This window comes from Sphingobacterium spiritivorum (assembly GCF_016725325.1).
In the GTDB taxonomy this organism is placed as follows: Bacteria; Bacteroidota; Bacteroidia; order Sphingobacteriales; family Sphingobacteriaceae; genus Sphingobacterium.
The window spans coordinates 3,549,571-3,568,628 of sequence record NZ_CP068083.1 but is presented as its reverse complement, the minus strand read 5'-3'; the positions used below and the strand labels follow the sequence as shown (position 1 = coordinate 3,568,628).

Sequence of the window (19,058 nt, the reverse complement as noted above, 5' to 3'; positions counted from 1 at the left end):
TCATGAAAAAGAAAATGAATAGTTTGAAGACATATTTGTTATTGTTGTTATGTGTATCAGGCACAATTACATTACAGGCTCAGCCGGCCGGAATCAACACCAAAAATCCGGCAGCTGTCCTGCATGTGGATGCAAAAAAAGACAATACTCCTACTCTACAGGAAACTGACGATTTTGTAGTGACATCAGGCGGAAATATAGGCATAGGAACGATCACACCCACACACAGATTAGATATCAGAGGTAAGCTTCAGATTAGAGATGGCGGAGAACAAACAGGTAGTGTACTCACTACTGATGCCACTGGTTTAGCTAAATGGAATTATCCGGCAGTGTCAAAAGCTGTCGTTAATGGAGATTTCCCCAGTGCTTCCATAAAGATAATACCGAATGGTTATACTAACCCTCCTAGAGATTCAAGGATATCCATTACACTGAGCAGAGGAAAATGGATTGTGAATGCAGGTATAACATTCACAGGGGGGAACAGAACCATCTTTCAGCGCTGCTATTTATCCTCTGATGTTAATTCAATTCAGCAAAATGGTTTTACTTTCCTGAGTCCGGCCGGTTCGCAAAGTAGCTATGGAGGACTAGTGTCCACTAACATCACTGATCCTCCCAATTCTCCCGCACAGAGAGGTTTTGTTACCGGCAGCATGACCATAGAAGTAACCGCACCGACTGTTATCATCCACCTGCTATTGCAAAATCAGCCTAGCGGTGCTTACGAATTTAATGCAAAAGATTATCTGGAAAATTACTTTTTCGCCAAACCAATAGATTGATGGCTGTTCTTTATTTCTTTAAAATAACCATAAACATCACGCTATCTGCATAAGCAAATAATACCTAATATTATTAATATTCAGCACAATGAAAACACTTAAAATTATAGCTACAGCGCTTGCTACTACCTGGTTTGCTTCCGCTTATGCACAAAATACAGGAATCAATACCAAAAACCCTCGAGCTGTTTTGCATGTCGATGGTAGTAAAGATAATAACGCCAGTGGTGCACCCACAGGAACACAGCCAGCTAACGATTTTGTCGTCACCAGTACAGGTAATGTTGGTATCGGTACGATCGCACCTACCGCAAAACTCGTTATTGATAACGGTACAGCGGGAGCGGCGATTAAGATTATAGATGGTACGCAGTTCAACGGCTATGTACTGACCAGCGATGCAAACGGAGTTGGTACATGGACACTAGTTCCTGCATTTCGCCCCACCATATTAGGAACATTTCCAGCCTCAGTAAACACTGTACATTCTAATAGTGGATCCGGTGGTTATGTAGCATCTGGTGTATCTATCACTCTTCCGCAGGGTAAATGGGCAGTAAATGCAGGAATGACTTTCAGTAACATCAGTACCGATGGTTGGGAACATTGTTATCTGTCTTCAAGCCCTGCAAGTACAGCACAGGCTGGCTTTACACATTTGGGACCGGCCGGTGTCAGCACCTGTTATGCCGGTTTGCTGCTTAAAGCGGCTAAGGCCTCCCCTACTGACACAAACGGCACAAGCTTTATATCTGGAAGTTCGATTATTGATGTAACTGCACCTGGTGGAATTACCCTATATCTCGTTTTTCAAAGATGGACAAGCGATGTTTTCCAATATGCCACCAATAATTCCGAAAATTATTTTTATGCAGTGCCCGTACAATAAAAATTGTATAACAAGAAATAAGTAATAAACAGACCTAAAAATGAAACGATATAACAGATTGGTAACAGGTATTGATAGTTTTTTATTTCTGTCCAAAGGATCAGGATCCCATAAGGTGTGCCCGAGTGTACCAGCATGCAAGAGTATGAAAAATATGGTCAAATTTTTCTTAAGTACTATACTTGGCCTGCTTAGCCTTTCTCTGCATGCTCAAAATGGCAAAAATTCCGATTTTTCAAATAACTCCTACTTTATCGTTTCTGCAGGCACATCGGATATTATATATTCCGAAAATCTTTTTATTGGTCCAAATGCCGAATGGCAGATAGACGGAGATTTATACATTTACAGTAACAAGATCTGGATTGCTCCTACAGCCAAAATTACAGGTAGTGGAAAGCTTATTCTGAAAGATCCCGGTTCAAATCCATATTATATTGGATGGGGTAATCAACCCACGCTGATAGATGCAAATAACGGAGAATTTATTTCTGTAAACATTACGATTGACAACCCGTCTAATATCAGGCTGGCTGATATAGCAGATCCCGGTTACGGTCTTACAACCGGAGTAAATAATATAGCAGCTTTAAAAGTAGCTTCCCATATCGATTTCAACGTGCAGGGCGGGGATATCCTGCTTAACGGTTTTGAACTGATTCTGGGACCTGATGCGCATTTACTGAATGCAGGCAGTATCAATACGCCCAATCAGAATATCCGCGGATATATTGTGACAGGAAATCTTCCGGGAAGCCTGCTTGTCAAAAGTCTGAAACAGGGCGAAAAATTCCTTTTTCCGGTAGGTATTGATGAAAGCAGTTACACTCCTGCAATCCTCACTCCCAAAGCAGCTGATGAAATCCATGTCGGTGTCATGGATTACAAGGCCTCTACAACAATACAGATCAAGGATACAGAGGTAGGCATGGACCGCATCTGGCATATCTATGCCAATAAAGAACTGAGAGCGGATTACACCCTGATCCATCAGGCTATCACTAACGGAAATCTATTTATAGATAGTAAAGCAGAAATTATGCAGTATTCCGGCAATGGCAATTGGATCGGCGATATCACAACGTTAGTTTCTGCAGGCATACATACCCGTCAGGATGTATTAGCCTATGCTGCACCTACACTGGATGGTACATGGGTAACGAAATTCAGTTATAAAGGTCCTGAAGCTAATGATGATATCTTTACCATCCCATATGCAGATCAATACACGAATAAAGAAAATCAGCTGCATGTTCTGCAAAATGATAACGCCGGCTCCCACCCCATAGTTGTTTCTTCCGTAAAGGTCATCACCCCACCTCAACATGGAAAGGTGACAGTCAATACAGATGGTACCGTGACCTATTCACCTGATCCCGGATACATTGGAGAAGATTCTTTTGAATATCGTATTACGGATGAATACGGACTTTCAGATACGGCACGTGTCACGGTGAACATCCAATCACGTGATCTTCATATTCCGAATGTATTTACTCCAAACGGAGATGGCATCAATGACTACTTTGAGATTATCGGATACGAATACTATGACCGCATTAGCATGACCATTGTCAACCGTTGGGGAAATGAAGTATATCGTAACAGTAAGTATGATAATAAATGGGATGGCAGCGGACTTAATACAGGAACCTATTTCTATATTATTGAAGCCATTAAAGGAAACGAGAAGCGTGTATTCAAAGGAGATGTATTGATCAAACCTCAATAGTAGTGATAATCTAAAACTACATAAGAATTATTAAAAATGAAATACAGAAAATACATAATACTCACGCTCACCGGATTACTGGGCATGTGTAAAATATATGCACAACAGAGTATTCAGTTTACGCAATACATTTTCAATTCCATGAGTGTAAACCCGGCGTATGCAGGTTACAAAGAAGAGTGGTTTGCACAGGTAGGTCTGCGTAGTCAGTGGACGGGTTGGCAAGGGGCTCCAAAAACAGGAACGGCCTCTATAGACGGTATTTTGGACGCACAGAGTAAGCGACACGCTGTAGGACTTAACGTCACAGCAGACAAACTTGGAGCGCAGTCGGCAACAGCTATCTATGGCAATTATGCCTTTCGCTTACAACTTGATAATGAGGATACGCAACGGCTCAGTCTCGGTATAGCTGGAGGTGTCACACAATACAGTCTTGACGGGAACAAGCTGGATCCGAATCAGCAGAATGACCCTACCGTACCTAAAGGTATGATATCAGATTGGGTACCGGATGTCCGGCTGGGAATTTATTATAGTAATCCGCGTTGGTATGCAGGAGTATCTGTGCAGGATCTTTTTAACGGCACAAACTCTGGTTCAGATTACCGTTTCAATCAAAATACTTCGGAGAATCTCTATCGTACAGTAAGTATGTATGTCATTTCAGGTATGTTATTCGAATTGAGTAAGGGCATTCACCTGCGACCTAGCCTCCTGCTGAAAGAAGACTTTAAAGGACCTACCTCTCTGGATCTGAATGCCATGTTTATATTCAACAGCAAATTTTGGATCGGAGCCGGATACCGTACAAGAGCCAAACTGTTTAACCGTGCTTATCAGGATCACACGGTAGACAAACTAAGCGCCATGAATGCTATAACAGGTATTGCACAGTTCTATGTAACTGATCGGTTTCGTATAGGATACTCCTATGACGCCATGCTCAACCGAATGAGCGGATTACAAAATGGCTCTCATGAAATCACATTGGGGCTGACATTCGGCAGCCGCGGGGCAAGTCAGTACCTGAGTCCACGTTTTTTTTAAGAGAAAATCAGACGGTATAACATAAAATTTAAAACGAGACCCTGATAACAGCAATAAAGATGGGAAATAAACTACATACTATATATAAACTACTCATTACCGGAATTCTGTTGACTGGAGTAATTGCGGTAAGAGGTCAGGAGCAGGTAAGTCTCAGGGGAACTGCAGATAAACTCTATCATCAGTACGAATATTACAGAGCGGCTCGTATTTATGAGAAACTTGTAGACACAAAGAAGCCACATGTTCAGGACATGGAACGTCTGGCAGAATGTTATTATCTTATGGATGATTACAGCCTCGCTCAAAACTGGTATGCCCGTATTATGAATGAAGGAAAGTTTTCGGATCGATCTCAACTCGCATATGCAGAGCTGCTAAAAAAGACAGGGAACTATGCTGGCGCAAAAGAACAATTTCATCAGTATGCGATGCGCACCGGAAAGACAAACGAAGTTGCACTTGCCATACAGGGGGCTGATTCAGCTACGGTATGGATGACAACCCCAACTTTACACAAACTGATAAACGAAGAAGACATCAATACGCGCAATTCTGAATTTGGTGTTACTCCACTCCATACAAATGTATTGTATACAGGTGAACCCGGTAGCTGGAGTGAAGGTATTTCCGGCCGCACGGGTCGTCCCTATCTTAAGGTTTATTCAGCAAGCATAGATAAGAATCAACTTAAATTATCACATCCTGCTATACTACCTGACGTATTTAATGATGCGGCATTTCATGTGGGACCTGTCGCCGTCAGTAAAGATGGAAATCTGCTGTTGGTTACCCGCACCTACCCTGGTAAAGATGCCGAAAAACAACAAGCGGGAAACTACACATTTTACAAACATAATCTGGAACTGATCATCTATACACGATCCGGAGACACCTGGTCAGCGGCTCCGTTTTCCTACAATAATATACAGCGTTATTCTACCGGACATGCCGCATTAAGCGAAGATGAGTCAACGTTATATTTTGCTTCGGATATGCCCGGAGGAATCGGTGGTGTAGATATCTGGTTCTGTCCACGTAATTCAGACGGCAGCTGGGATCAACCTGTAAATGCCGGTCCCGAAGTTAATTCAACAGGAGATGAAATGTTTCCATCTGTCTCCGGAAATATGCTGTATTATTCCAGTAATGGTTTTCCGGGTATGGGCGGTCTGGATATTTTCGTGACTGAAATAAAGGAAAATGGATTCAGTAAATCCAGAAATCTGCGTTTTCCTGTAAATTCCGCTTCAGATGATTTTTCATATGTGATTGTCAGCAAAAATAACGAATACTTTTCGGGATATATATCTTCCAACCGCATAGGTGGAAAGGGATTGGATGACATTTACTCATTTTCGTTTCAAAAACCAAAAATTCAGATATATCTGGAAGGACAAACCTTGAATAAAGCAACATCAGAGCTGATTGCATCTGTACAACTGACATTGCAGAATGAAAGAGGACAGATAATTCAAAGCAAATCAAGCAATCAAAAAGGTGAATTTAACTTTCAGGCAGATCCCGGATTATCTTATCGTATAATTGGGGAGAAAGTGGGTTTTATGGAAGATTCTATTGCTTTCACAACACCTCTACCCCATCGGGATACCTCTATCCGTCTGACCCTTCATCTGCAACCAGTGATGGAAAAAGGGACAAGTTTTGTAATGGAGAATATCTACTACGATCTGGATAAATATAATATCAGGGATGATGCCAAACCTATTCTTAATCAGCTTGTCCGGACGATGCGGGATAATCCGGGACTAAAAGTTGAATTATCAAGCCATACTGACAGCAGAGCTACAGCTAAATATAACATGAAATTATCTCAAAACAGAGCACAATCTGCTGTAGATTATATAGTAAGTCGCGGAATAGACCGAAACCGGCTTATTGCTAAAGGTTATGGAGAAACTAAATTGGTAAATAGATGTAAAGATGGTGTAAACTGCACAGAAGCACAACATCAGGCTAATCGACGTACGGAAATAAAAATACTGGAATACTAACAAATGGGGCTATCCGGCCTTTTTGGACAGCCTCATTCTTTTAAAAAAATACACATAAAAACACGAACTTTTATTTCTGTAAAAGTTCGTGTTTTTATGTATCAATGCCTATTAATCCTGTTTCTTAGCTACTTTCCTGAACGGCTTCTTTTTCCGGTGGAATTTCTTTTTCGCAGGTCGGCTTTTCGGGTCATATACAGGTCCCTCCGAAAATCCGTCAGGTAAAGGTATTTTTTCAATTTCATTACCTATCAATGCTTCAATTCTGCCAAAACGATTCTGATCTTTTGTATTGATAAACGTTATAGCTGTACCTGTGGTGGCAGCTCTGGCAGTACGGCCTACTCTATGTACATAATCTTCCGGATCCGGAGGTACATCATAATTGATCACCAGACTTATTCCCACAACATCAATCCCTCTTGATATCACATCCGTTCCGACAAGTACACTCAGACGCTTACCTTTAAACTTGTTCATGACCTCTTCACGCTGAGTCTGCTCCAGATCGGAATGAAATGCTTCAGCAGCTATTCCCTTTTTTTGCAATTCATGGGTCAGCCTTTTTACAATTTCCTTCTTAGATGCAAAAATAATAACACTGGAGTAGCTATCATCGGAGAGAATAGTTTTGATCAATTCCGTTTTTTGTTCATCGTATACCAGATAGGCCTGTTGCTTTATGCCGTCTGAAGGTTTGGATATCGCTATATTTATTTCTGTAGGTTCATGAAGAATCTGTTTGGCCAGAGAACGGATCTTTGGAGGCATAGTAGCCGAAAAAAGTAAGTTCTGACGCTTGGCTGGCAAATAACTAATAATCCGCAGAATATCTTCATAGAATCCCATATCTAACATACGGTCAGCCTCATCGAGAATAAGATGTTCCAGTTTAGAAAAATCAAATTTGCCTGATGTCATGTGAGCAATTAATCTTCCCGGAGTGGCTACAATAATGTTTACCCCTTCGCGGATTGCTCTTTTCTGCTGCTCGTATCCTATTCCGTCACCTCCTCCGTATACGGCAATAGAAGTTGCTCCTGTGAAATAAGCGAGTCCCATAATCTGCTGATCAATTTGCAAGGCTAATTCACGTGTAGGAGCTAAAATCAAGGTATTGACATGTTCCGATTTACGGACTTCAATTTTATGTAATATAGGCAAGAGATAAGATGCAGTTTTGCCCGTACCTGTCTGCGCACAGGCAATAAGGTCTTTATCTTGGAGAATAACAGGAATAGCCTGTTCTTGTATAGGAGTTGCATCAAGATAGCCCATACTGTCCAGCCCCTCCTCCAATAGAGGAGCCAAACCAAATTCGGTGAATTTCAAACTTTTATTTTATCGTTATACTGTAAAAACAGCATAATTTAGTGTTTTTTTCTCAAAGAAAGAAATTGTTAAAGCGTACATAATGGAATGGGAAAATAAAAAATCAAAAACAAACAGCTTATTACAAACATGTTAAGGTATTGGCGGAGACGCCAACACACGTAAAGAAAAACAAAGGCCGGTGCGAGAATGCCGCTCGAACCAGAATAATAAAGCCACTAACAACATGCCTGCACCAGAGAAGTAACAACGGTTAAGCTCAGTTAATTCTCTCCTTTCCAAGGAGAGATCCCGATTTATCGGGAGAGAGGTTCAAAACACTTACAAAACTAAACTTTGTTAAATTGTTGGTGAGGACACCAACACACGCAGACAAGAAAGCAAAGCTGGTGCGAGCATGACGCTCGTACCAAGGTAATAAAACGCTTAAGCCAGTCATTGCCAGTTCAGCGACACTAACAAAAACAAGATCCCTGATCTGCCGGTTGGCAGATCAGGGGATCTTTTCCTTACTTTCGTTATTCCAAAGTAATTATTTAGCCTGTACAGTCAACACCGCAGCTGTATTACCTGCGCTGACATCCACGGTCAGGACATATGTTTTTCCATCTTCCAGTGTTTTTCCTGTGACCAGTCCCAAATTGCCGGAATCTCTTCCGTTAGTTCCATTACCAATAAAGATCAGGTCTCCGGAGGTCTTTATAGCTGCAGCACCAAATTCACCACCCCATCCCTTTTGATGGAAAAATTTAAAGTTGATATTATCAATTTTGATCGTTTCCTTTCCTTTAAAGGTAATCTGATATTTCTTATTTCCGATTGGTGCCAGACAAAGCGCTTTATCTGTATTCCAGCCAACCTGATTATTCGCTACAGACGGTTTCCCTACTCCTTCTCCGATAATCCATATTGCTCCTGTTCCATCTGCTTTCAAGGAAGCATAATTACTTCCATCCAGTGCTTCGACAATAAAATATTTATTCGGAAAATTGGCTGTAATTCTATAATTACCATTTATGGCATTAAACGTCAGTTTTCCATTGCTATCTTTCGTAAAGAAATCCGGATCTATCCACCAGTCTTTAAGATCCGAAAAACCATCGATAGTTACCTGATCGCCCTTGTTTATGGTCAGATCTGTTCTGAAATTATCATCATTGACCCGATTCAGTACTTTCTGATTAATCGCATAAGCAATAATAAAGGGAGATGCTTCGTAATTAAAGGTATTAAATGCAATAGTATAGGTACCTGATGAGGAGTTGGAAAAAGGAATCAGAGAAGTAGATCCAAGCGCTATTGCATTACTTTCCCATCCAAAGTTCATTTCATTACCATTTGACCCCACTTTTGGAGCTTTGATGTATCCCTTAACAGAAAACGGAAAAACCTCTGTTGCAGCATATTGATTTGCTGCCTTTTTCTGCATCTTATATTCTTTCCCATCCGTAATCAGAGTCAGATAAGGAAAATCAGGACGACTCACAACAAGATCAAGAGACTGCTCCGTAATAGTCTTATTTATATTCTGCAGAACCAGTTTCAGTGTCGCTGTCCCATCAGGTACATTTTTGTAAAAAGGGATAAAGATCTTACCGGAATATGTACCGTTATCTTTTGTCCGTATGACCGTTTCAGATACCTGATCGTCTGTATAATACAGTTGAGCTTTAAGTGTAGATAAGGGCACAGCAGGATCAGAGACCTGTATTTCAAAAGAAAGACTATCACCAAACAAAGCCGTTTTCAGTTCTGATTTCAGCGTCATCGCCGGGTTCCCGGGAGTTAATTTTTCATCCTTTTTACAGGAGTAAAAGATTCCTATGCTATGCAGCAATAAAAATCCCGCTAATATACTTTTCTTCATGATTACTGTTATTTAGAAGTCCAACGATAGGAAACCACTGATTTTGCAGGGACCTGATAACTAAAATGATGCTTACTGTCATTCAATGTAATTGCACGGTTTTCATTTGAATTATTCAGCAACACGACAGCATAACTGCCATCTACATTCTGGAATGCAGAATACTGTAATCCATCAGCGGTATATCCGGATGCTCCAATGCGTGTCGCTCCCGGTTTTACAACCGATGACAGATGTCCGATAATGTAGTAATGAGAATTACGGGTAATCGTTTTATAATTGGCCGAGTTGATATCTACAGCACCATAGCAAGTCTGACATCCTCCCTCACGGTTTGGCCCCTTTTCTGTATCCAGCATCAGATTCCAGACAATAACCGCTCTGCTCCAATTATTGACAGTACCCAATGCCACTTCCTGCATATCTTCCATCAACCGTGTAGACAGGTTACGTCCATCATTCCATGTACCTATAGAAGTCTCTGTAAAGATCAACTCTTTATCAGGTCTTTGCTGATGAATATCCAGCAGTTCCGATTTATTACCGCCATAATTGTGATAAGCTGCTCCGGCAAAGTAAGATGCGGCTTCCTGATCTTTATAGATATTAACCGGGTAATCATTCTGACTCGCAATATTATCATAGTTATAATTATGATCGAAGGCATATATTTTTGTCTGCAGACCTGCAGCTCTCAATTGTGGTCCCAGTGCCTGTTTTACAAAGGCTTTCTGCTCCTCCCAGGTCATATACAAAGAAGCTGAATTACCTTTGTTCAACGGTTCATTCTGAGGCGTAATCGCTTCCACTTTTACCCCCTGAGCAGCCATAGCTTGTAACCATTTGACAAAGTAAGTTCCATAATTCTGATAATGCGCCGGATTAAGCTGACCTCCTGTCCATGAATTATACGCTTTTAACTCCGTCAGATTGTTTACTTTCATCCAACGGGGACTTGTCCAAGGTGATCCTATGATTTTCAGATCAGGATTAATAGCGAGTATCTCTTTTAATACCGGAATAATATAATCTTTCTCTTCCGATTGCAGTCCAAAGTTTTCTATTCCGGGAGTATCCCAGCAGGTATATTCACTCAATGAAAAATCCGAACATCCGATAGCTATACGGATGTAACTCATCCCCATACCCTCCTTATCTGAAAATGTTTCTTTCAGGAAAGCTGTCCGGTCTTCCTTTTTCATCTTCATCAGATTATAACAGGTGGATCCGGTTATTGCCGCACCAAATCCATCCATAGTCTGAAATTTGACGGCAGGATCCAATGTAATCGTATTGGGGGACATATTAAATTTGGTACTGAATGTTTTGTATTCCTTTTGGAAATCATAACTACGATTGTTGGTCGTTATATATACAGTGACATCTCCGCTTTCTGCAGAAGAAGAACCTTCGGAAGGGGTATAGCTTTCGCGGTTGCATGAGCTTATAGTCAGCAGACACGAAAACAAAAATGTTAGAATCATATACTTATTATTATACTTGTTCATCTTTGATAGAGTTAATTAATATCCCGGATTTTGTACCAGATTCGGATTTTGATCAATTGCTGCCTGCGGCACAGGTAAACGGTATGAATTTGTATTAAACGGATAAACCAGAGGTTTGCGTCCGCTGTCTTTTGCAAATACAGCATTCATAACTTCTTCCACCTTATTCAGTCTGACCAGATCAAACCAACGTTGCCCTTCAAAAGCCAGTTCCAGACGTCTTTCTTTAAGAAGAGCGGTCAACATCGTTTCTTTTGATGCTTTTGCTGCTGTGGTAAGTTTAGGCAGTCCTGCGCGAACACGAATACGATCGATGATATCAGCAGCAGCTGACAAGTCAGTACTCCCCTGCTGGATCAGCGCTTCAGCCTTCAGCAGCAATACATCTGCATATCTGTATTTGATAATACTGCTATTGGCGGAGCGCAGTTTATACATAAATGGATAATTGCTTGCCGGATAATAATTACTCCATTTGGCTACATAATACACAACAGACTGATTGAACCGTATTTGATCTCCCTCCTCCTGAAAAGCTTTGATCAGATCACGTGAAGGTGTAACCCACTTGGCCCAGGTAAAATTATTATCGTAATTGATCAGGTCACGTCCAAACATCCAGGTGGCCCAGTTACCACTTCCCGGAAAAAACTGTGCTTCCAGAATAGATTCTTTTGTATTTCGCATTTTCGCATCTGTATTTCCGGCATTCATTCCAAACAGATCACTAAAATCAGATACCAGATCAAATCCGTCTGCAGTTACAGCATCGCAGTACTGAATAGCTTTGGCATAATCACGAAGCGGTTTTTCAACATAGATCTTGGCAAGCAATGTCTTGGCTACAGATTTCGAAAACACCGTTTTGTCTGAAGCAACACTATTAGGTGCATCCTGCAGCGCAGCAAGACAGTCTTTTTCAATTTGTTGATAGGCCTCCTGCTCGGTAGCCTGCTTTGGAAAGTACTGCGGGTAGACCTCTTCGAGCGTCTCTGATGTAATGTCAGCTGCTTCTGTCGTAATCACAGGAATGCTTCCCCATATTCGTACCATATCGTACATAATCATCGCTCTGAAAATCATCGCTTCTGCTTTGTACTGCTTGCGTTCCTGTGCAGTGAGCGTATTATCGTTCACACTGTCAATGTTAACAATAAGTCGGTTTGCACGACCTATATCCTGCAAATACCGGTTCCAGTCCCGATTGACTACAGAGTTCGAACCTTCTATGGCATTATTCTCGAACGGAATAACCTCTGCTCCGGTTGTTCCGGCATACGCATTGTCCGCATGTGATTCTGCAATCAGCAACAGATCCAGATACCAGTGTTCCTGCCGGTCTCTCATCTGCTGATAAAGCGTCTTCATATGACTCAATACAGTTGCCTTATCTTTAAACACTACTTTTTTTCCTGTCTCCGTTACTCCTTCAGTGACATCTGAATAGGTATCTAACGGATCTCTGTTTAATGAGCAGGACATCATTGTACATCCCATACAGCTCAACAAGAGAATTAATATATATCTTGATATCATAACCTTAACTATTAAAATCCAACATTTAATCCGATTACAAAGGAACGGCTGTGCGGGTAAGTTCCCCAGTCAATTCCCTGTACTGCGCCATTATTTCCCCATTGATTGACTTCCGGATCCATTCCTGTATAATTTGTCCAGGTCAGCAAATTACTTGCCGATACATAGGGTTGCAGCTTGCGAATACCGATACGTCTGAGCGACTCAGATGTGATATTATAGCCAAGCGAGATATTCTTAAGACGTAGATAACTTCCGTCTTCAACGAAGTATGTAGAATTTTTGATATTAAATCCGGCTTTAGGGACATCTGTAATCTGTCCGGGGATCTGCCATCTGTCCAGCACACGTGTCGTCTGATTCTTACCATCATACATTCCCTCGGTCTCTATACGGCTGGCATTATAAATATCATTTCCATAAGCGCCTTGTATAAAAATACTCAGGTCTATATTCTTCCATGAAAAATTGTTCGTCATTCCATAGGTAAACTTCGGATTAGGATCTCCGATATAGGTCCGGTCCGAAGGAGATAATCTGCCGTCATTATTGAGATCCCGGTACATCAGCTCACCCGTTTCCGGATTTACACCATCGCTGATATACCCATAAAAACCACCCATTGAACGGCCTGGCTCATTCCGCACAACGGCTTCATTCACAACTCCGCTTGTAACAGCATCATTATAGATCTTCTGCATTTCCAGTTTCTCTAAGCGGTTACGATTAAACGAGATATTGAAATCCGTTTCCCACTTCAGTTCACCTGTCAGGTTCTTACTTCCTACAGTAGCTTCAAATCCTTTATTGATCATTTCCCCTTCGTTACGGGCAATATTACCTACGGCAGCAGAACCAGCCGGAAGTACGAGGTACATCAGCATATCCCGGGTATGTTTATAATAATAATCCAATGCAACATTCACACGACCGTTGAATACCGACAGATCCACTCCAACATTTGATTGTCTTGTTGTCTCCCACTTCAGATCGGGAGTCCGCAGATTAGCCTGAGATATGGTCGGAAGAGCATTTTGCTGACCTTCTTTGAACCATTCGATCCGGCCAATATCATACCGTTGCAAATAGGCGTAGTCCCCTATCCCCGATTGATTTCCGGTCTCTCCCCATCCTCCCCGGATTTTCAGATCATTCAGCCATTCGGTATCAGACAGAAAATCCTCTGCAGACAGTCTCCATGCAGCAGATACAGAAGGAAATATTCCCCAGCGATTGTCCGGATGTATCTTTGATGATCCGTCTGCACGCACATTTGCAGTGACCAGATATTTACTGTCAAAGTTGTACATGACACGTGCAAAGTAAGACATGATTGCCCATGCTGAAGCACCTGATCCTGTATTATTCCAGGATATTTTATTTGCTGCATTCAGTGTCTGGATCAGATCATTACGATAGTGAGAGCCATAAATGTAATTATTGGTATATTTAGAATCCGTCCATGAACTTCCCAACATAGATTCTATATTATGTTTCCCGAAACTCTTGTTATAGGTCAGGACATTATCCCAGGTGAGCACCGTATTCATATTTCGCAAATCCGCTCCTTCTCCAAACTGATTACGTCCCCAGGCAGTAGCGATAGGATCCAGAAATCTGGTATTTACAGCATTTCTTCTATCCAGCGTAAAGGAAGACTTAAAGGTCAGTTCGGGCAGAAAAGTAATCAATGCACTTCCAGTGGCTAAAAGGCGGTTTTCCTTATCTTTATTATTAGCACTTCTAGCCAGATTTTCCAGCGGGCTGGTAATATTTCCTATCCCGTAAAAATTATTATAATACTGTGCAGGATTCTCCGGATTCCAGATCGGCGCATAGGTAGGTGTATTGATAACAGACAATACCACACCGCCACGATTAGCACCTGTACCTGTAGAAATACCATTATTAGAATAATCCGAGTAGTTAACATTAGCACTTACATTCAACCACTTACGCACCTGATTATTAATATTAGCCCTGAAATTATACCGTTTAAAAAAAGCAGCGTTTAACACCCCTTTTTCGTCAACATAGCCTGCCGAAAGGAAGTATTTCAGCTTTTCTGTACCGTCAGAGATAGAAAGTTGATAATTCTGCAACTTACCGGTTTTGTAAGCCTCCTTAAACCAGTCTGTCTGGTCTTTTAGATTTGCCGGTAAAGAGACCAACCCGATTTCATTCTGCAAGTCGCGATATTGATCGGTATTGAGTACATCAAATGAATTGGCCACCACATTGTGGGTAAGCTGTGCATTCAGATCTATTTTTGCTTCACCTGCAACTCCGGACTTGGTCGATATCAGAATTACGCCATTGGCGGCTCTGGAACCATAGATCGCTGCGGAGGAGGCATCTTTTAAAATCTGCATACTTGCAATATCATTCGCAGAGAGAAAACGTATATTATCTACAGGCACTCCATCGACTACATATAACGGATCGTTACTACCATTAAAAGAAGTCGTTCCGCGCACACGGATAGACATTTCCGCTCCCGGAGTACCGTTAGGTTGTATAACCGATACTCCGGCCGCTTTGCCCTGAATGGCCTGACCGACATTCACAATCGGTCGCTGATCCAGATCTTTTGTTGATACAGAAGAAATTGCAGTAGTCACATCTTTACGTTTGGCTGTACCGTAGCCGATAACAATGACATCTTCCAGCTCATTCATGGCGGATTGCAATGCTACAGAATGTGAAGATGTAGTTGCTGTAATGTTCTGCGGATTGTAGCCGACATAAGTCACTACAAGTACAGCATTACGGGGCACTTTAAGTTCGTACCGTCCTTCCTGATCTGTCAATGTACCGTTGGAAGTCCCCTTCTGTACAACTGACACCCCCGCCAGCACCTCCTTCGTTTGTACATCTGTTATGATTCCTCTCACCGTAATACTTTCCTGTGCAAATAACACAGACTGACATAGTATCAACAGCATCATCGGAAACAGATAGATGAACGACTTACCTTTTTGGATAAAAAGCTTCATAATGTTTTGAAATTGATGATTTATTTGATTGGTTATTATTCCTCATACGATCTGCACAAAGAGCCGACCGTGATATGATCAAAGTTATAAAAGCGGGACTCCGCTTTTATGAGCATATAGTGAAAAAGTACCTGAAAACAAATACAAATAATTGAAAATAAACATATTAACAAAATAAATGTATTGCAAAAAGTACCTGTTTAAGAAGCAATTAATGATTATTCCGCACTTTAAGGCCTATTTGACGAACGATATCTTCGAAATCAGCCCGTTCTACGGCAGCCTTGTTTCGTACTTTCGTGCGGTAATTGTAGACGGTACGAAGGGAATACCGCAGAAAACCTGCGATCTTGACACTGTCTGTTATTCCTAACCGGATCAGCGCAAATATACGGAGCTCTGTATTCAGCAGTTCTCCTTTCTTAGGCCAGATCTGTTCTTCGGCAAGCAACAGACTATTAAAATCCTGAATAAAGGTAGGATAAAGATTGAGAAAAATACGGTCAAAGTTTTTATACAATTCTTCCACCTCATGTTCCACTATTCTGGTAGATTTCAACTGTTCGATCAGTGGTTTGATCTGATTATTGGAAGCCTGTTTGAGTACAGACTTCCGGAGATCTTCCATCTTATCTATGTAAGAAGAACACATATCAAAAAAACGTGCAATATATTCTTCCTTAATATGGTTAGATTCCGACAGATTCATATTGACAACGGAAAGGTCATCATTTAGGTCCTTTAACCTTTCATTTGTTTCCGATAATGCCTTCCGGGTCTTCGCCAAATGATTCATCTGTCTGTACAGATATACAATACCTGCAATCAGCACTACAGATAATACACTGATAAGAATGAGATATATTAAAAGAACCTTTTTTTGTTGTTCAATACGCTGCTGATAAGCAGCGTTGATCAAAGGATAGAAGGATGTCCCTTCAATAACACGATATCTTACATTCGAAACCATGGCATCATCTATAGCTTTCTCAATAAGCTTAAATGCCATGTCAAAATCTCCTTGTTCATAATAACTCAATGCCAGATCCTGTAAGGAAGCATTATCCCGCGTGGCATGTTCTATATCTGCACAGGCTGATACAGCATAATAATACTTCTTCTTTGGCATATCATTATTTTGCTGATAAATCAATCCTAAAAAATAAGCTGTCATGGCTTTATTTTCCAGATCATTCTGATACGTATCTAATAATTTCAGCAACATCCCTTCGGCGGCATTTCTGTCTCCTTTAAACAACGTCTGGGTAGCCTTTACGATTGCATACTGCTCAGAAGAACGGTCAAGAACAGAAAGCAAAGAATCCCGGTATAATTCACTTTGCTGATAATAGGTGCTCATATTATTACTCTGGCCGTAGTGACTGTAAAAAGAGCTGTATGTCTCATAATATGCAGGCAAAAACTTTGGATGAAGCTTATGCCGATCAATATTCTCCAACAATTTCTTTGATTCAATATAGCGACCAACAGTAGAATACAATGCGGCAAGATCAAGATCTACACGGATTCGCAATGTATCGTCTTTCAATTCATGGGCTAATCTCTGACACTTCACTACATATGCAATCGCTGAATCCGACTGAAACTTTCTGTACCCTTCATAAACCCGGTAATTAGCGTCAAAATATTTTCTTGGTTCCCGTTTAACCAATGCAGCCTGTTGCTTCAGACCAGCAATCATATCCTCTCTCTTTTTTACAAAATAATGTTGACGCCGGATCAGATCATCCAGTTTTTTCTCTACATCCGAATACGGCAAAAGATTCTGCTGTCCAAAAACATCTGCAGAAAACAAAAACATCATTGCAAAAAAGAAATATACAATACGCATTAAGGAATTAATCTTTTTGGTTACTCAATAAATGGGTCTGTGTGTATTTACAATAGGGTACTTACACGAATTCGCATCCTTTTCGATATACAATCCTGAATCTCAAGGTTTCACATCTTATAAAGGCCTATATCTACGAAAAATACGCGGAAATGCAACATAAATACATTCAAAGATAGGGATTTTACATGGAGTTTGGTTTTATTAAGTCAATAAGGAAGTATCGTAAAAATCCGGCCTCTCGTTAAAAATTAATCAACAATACAACAGCATTAAAATAATATTATCAACAAAACTTCCATTTGAATTAAATTATAGTATTTTTGTTAACGTAATAATATGAGGTTTCACATCATAAGCGGTACAAAGTAAAACTTAGGTTTGCATGCAATCTACATTATGATCTGGAGATAAATCCACAATCGAATGTCTTTTTTTAAGAAAAGGCATTTTTAATAAAAATATACTTCATGGAAGGAAGAGAACTACTGAGAACAGAAGTGGCTATTAGTTTTGTAAAAGACACTTTTTCACAACAGTTAAAACACAATTTAAATTTAATACCGATCTCCTCACCCCTGGTGGTACTGGATGGTACAGGTATCAACGATGATCTGAATGGCATAGAACGTCCCGTAGCTTTTCCAATCAAAGCACTGGAAGAGCGTCTTGCTGTTGTCGTACATTCACTGGCAAAATGGAAAAGACTACGTCTCCGTGAACTGGATATGCATGCCGGAGAAGGTATTCTTACAGATATGCGCGCATTACGCCCGGACGAAGATTATACTCCTATCCATTCGATCTACGTAGACCAGTGGGATTGGGAAAAAGTAATTTTGCCCGAACAACGTAATCTGAATTATCTTAAAGAAACAGTCCTGAGGATTTATGAATCTTTAAAATTCACAGAACATCAGGTCGAAAAACAATATCCAGCCATTAAAGCTATTCTACCGGATACGATCACTTTTATCTCTTCGGAAGAACTATTGCAAAAATATCCGTCATTCACTCCAAAAGAAAGGGAAAATGCAATAACCAAAGAATTTGGTGCTGTGTTCCTCTATGGTATCGGTGGCGAACTAAGCAATGGAAAAGCACATGACGGACGTGCGGCTGATTATGATGATTGGAGCAGTGCAAATGAAAACGGATACAACGGCCTGAATGGAGATATTCTGGTATGGAATCCTATTCTTAACAGTGCATTTGAACTTTCATCTATGGGTATACGCGTAGACAAAAAGGCATTGCAATATCAGCTCGAAATTCGGAATAACACAGAAAGAGCATCACTTACTTTTCATAAAATGCTCCTTGACGGACATCTTCCTGAATCCATAGGCGGAGGGATAGGCCAATCCAGAGTCTGTATGTTTATGCTAAAAAAATCGCATATAGGCGAAGTACAGGTCAGTATCTGGGATGAGCAGGAAAAAGAAAATCTTAGAATTCAGGGAATCAATATTCTGTAGTCTGCGGTTATAAAC

At 40.8% G+C, this 19,058-nt stretch carries 12 protein-coding genes; 6 read left to right on the top strand and 6 right to left on the bottom strand.

The window, feature by feature from the left end:
• The first annotated feature begins 14 nt into the window (after window positions 1–14).
• From I6J02_RS14955 to I6J02_RS14935, 5 genes are all read left to right on the top strand, one after another.
• The gene (locus I6J02_RS14955) at window positions 15–788 is read left to right on the top strand and encodes a hypothetical protein (RefSeq protein WP_236581995.1); all 774 of its coding nucleotides are present in this window, start codon (window positions 15–17) and stop codon (window positions 786–788) included.
• A gap of 88 nt (window positions 789–876) precedes the next feature.
• Entirely contained in the window at window positions 877–1,677 is an 801-nt protein-coding gene (locus I6J02_RS14950; RefSeq protein WP_201678646.1) for a hypothetical protein, read from the top strand.
• A gap of 40 nt (window positions 1,678–1,717) precedes the next feature.
• Window positions 1,718–3,409, top strand: a complete 1,692-nt coding sequence (locus I6J02_RS14945; protein ID WP_236581993.1) for a gliding motility-associated C-terminal domain-containing protein — start codon at window positions 1,718–1,720, stop codon at window positions 3,407–3,409.
• Between the two features lie 36 nt (window positions 3,410–3,445).
• Window positions 3,446–4,459, top strand: a complete 1,014-nt coding sequence (locus I6J02_RS14940; protein WP_201678645.1) for a type IX secretion system membrane protein PorP/SprF — start codon at window positions 3,446–3,448, stop codon at window positions 4,457–4,459.
• A gap of 59 nt (window positions 4,460–4,518) precedes the next feature.
• Window positions 4,519–6,474: an OmpA family protein gene (locus I6J02_RS14935; RefSeq protein ID WP_201678644.1), complete on the top strand. Its 1,956-nt coding sequence runs from the start codon at window positions 4,519–4,521 to the stop codon at window positions 6,472–6,474.
• A gap of 111 nt (window positions 6,475–6,585) precedes the next feature.
• Here the strand turns inward: I6J02_RS14935 and I6J02_RS14930 are convergent, their stop codons facing one another.
• From I6J02_RS14930 to I6J02_RS14905, 6 genes are all read right to left on the bottom strand, one after another.
• On the bottom strand, window positions 6,586–7,806 hold the full coding sequence (locus I6J02_RS14930) for a DEAD/DEAH box helicase (protein WP_201678643.1): 1,221 nt from the start codon (window positions 7,804–7,806) through the stop codon (window positions 6,586–6,588).
• A 532-nt stretch (window positions 7,807–8,338) separates the two neighbouring features.
• A complete protein-coding gene (locus I6J02_RS14925) occupies window positions 8,339–9,673 on the bottom strand; it encodes a DUF5125 domain-containing protein (RefSeq protein ID WP_201678642.1) in 1,335 nt (444 codons plus the stop codon).
• Window positions 9,674–9,681: 8 nt separating this feature from the next.
• Window positions 9,682–11,181, bottom strand: a complete 1,500-nt coding sequence (locus I6J02_RS14920; protein ID WP_201678641.1) for a glycoside hydrolase family 30 protein — start codon at window positions 11,179–11,181, stop codon at window positions 9,682–9,684.
• A gap of 15 nt (window positions 11,182–11,196) precedes the next feature.
• Complete coding sequence (locus I6J02_RS14915) at window positions 11,197–12,717, bottom strand: RagB/SusD family nutrient uptake outer membrane protein (protein ID WP_201678640.1); 1,521 nt, start codon at window positions 12,715–12,717, stop codon at window positions 11,197–11,199.
• Between the two features lie 11 nt (window positions 12,718–12,728).
• The gene (locus I6J02_RS14910) at window positions 12,729–15,713 is read right to left on the bottom strand and encodes a SusC/RagA family TonB-linked outer membrane protein (protein ID WP_201678639.1); all 2,985 of its coding nucleotides are present in this window, start codon (window positions 15,711–15,713) and stop codon (window positions 12,729–12,731) included.
• A 211-nt stretch (window positions 15,714–15,924) separates the two neighbouring features.
• A complete protein-coding gene (locus I6J02_RS14905; RefSeq protein WP_201678638.1) occupies window positions 15,925–17,565 on the bottom strand; it encodes a DUF6377 domain-containing protein in 1,641 nt (546 codons plus the stop codon).
• 470 nt (window positions 17,566–18,035) lie between these two features.
• On the opposite strand from I6J02_RS14905, the gene asnA reads away from it, so the two are divergent.
• Window positions 18,036–19,043, top strand: coding sequence for an aspartate--ammonia ligase (asnA, locus tag I6J02_RS14900; protein ID WP_201678637.1), 1,008 nt, complete (start codon window positions 18,036–18,038; stop codon window positions 19,041–19,043).
• The last annotated feature ends 15 nt before the right edge of the window (window positions 19,044–19,058 follow it).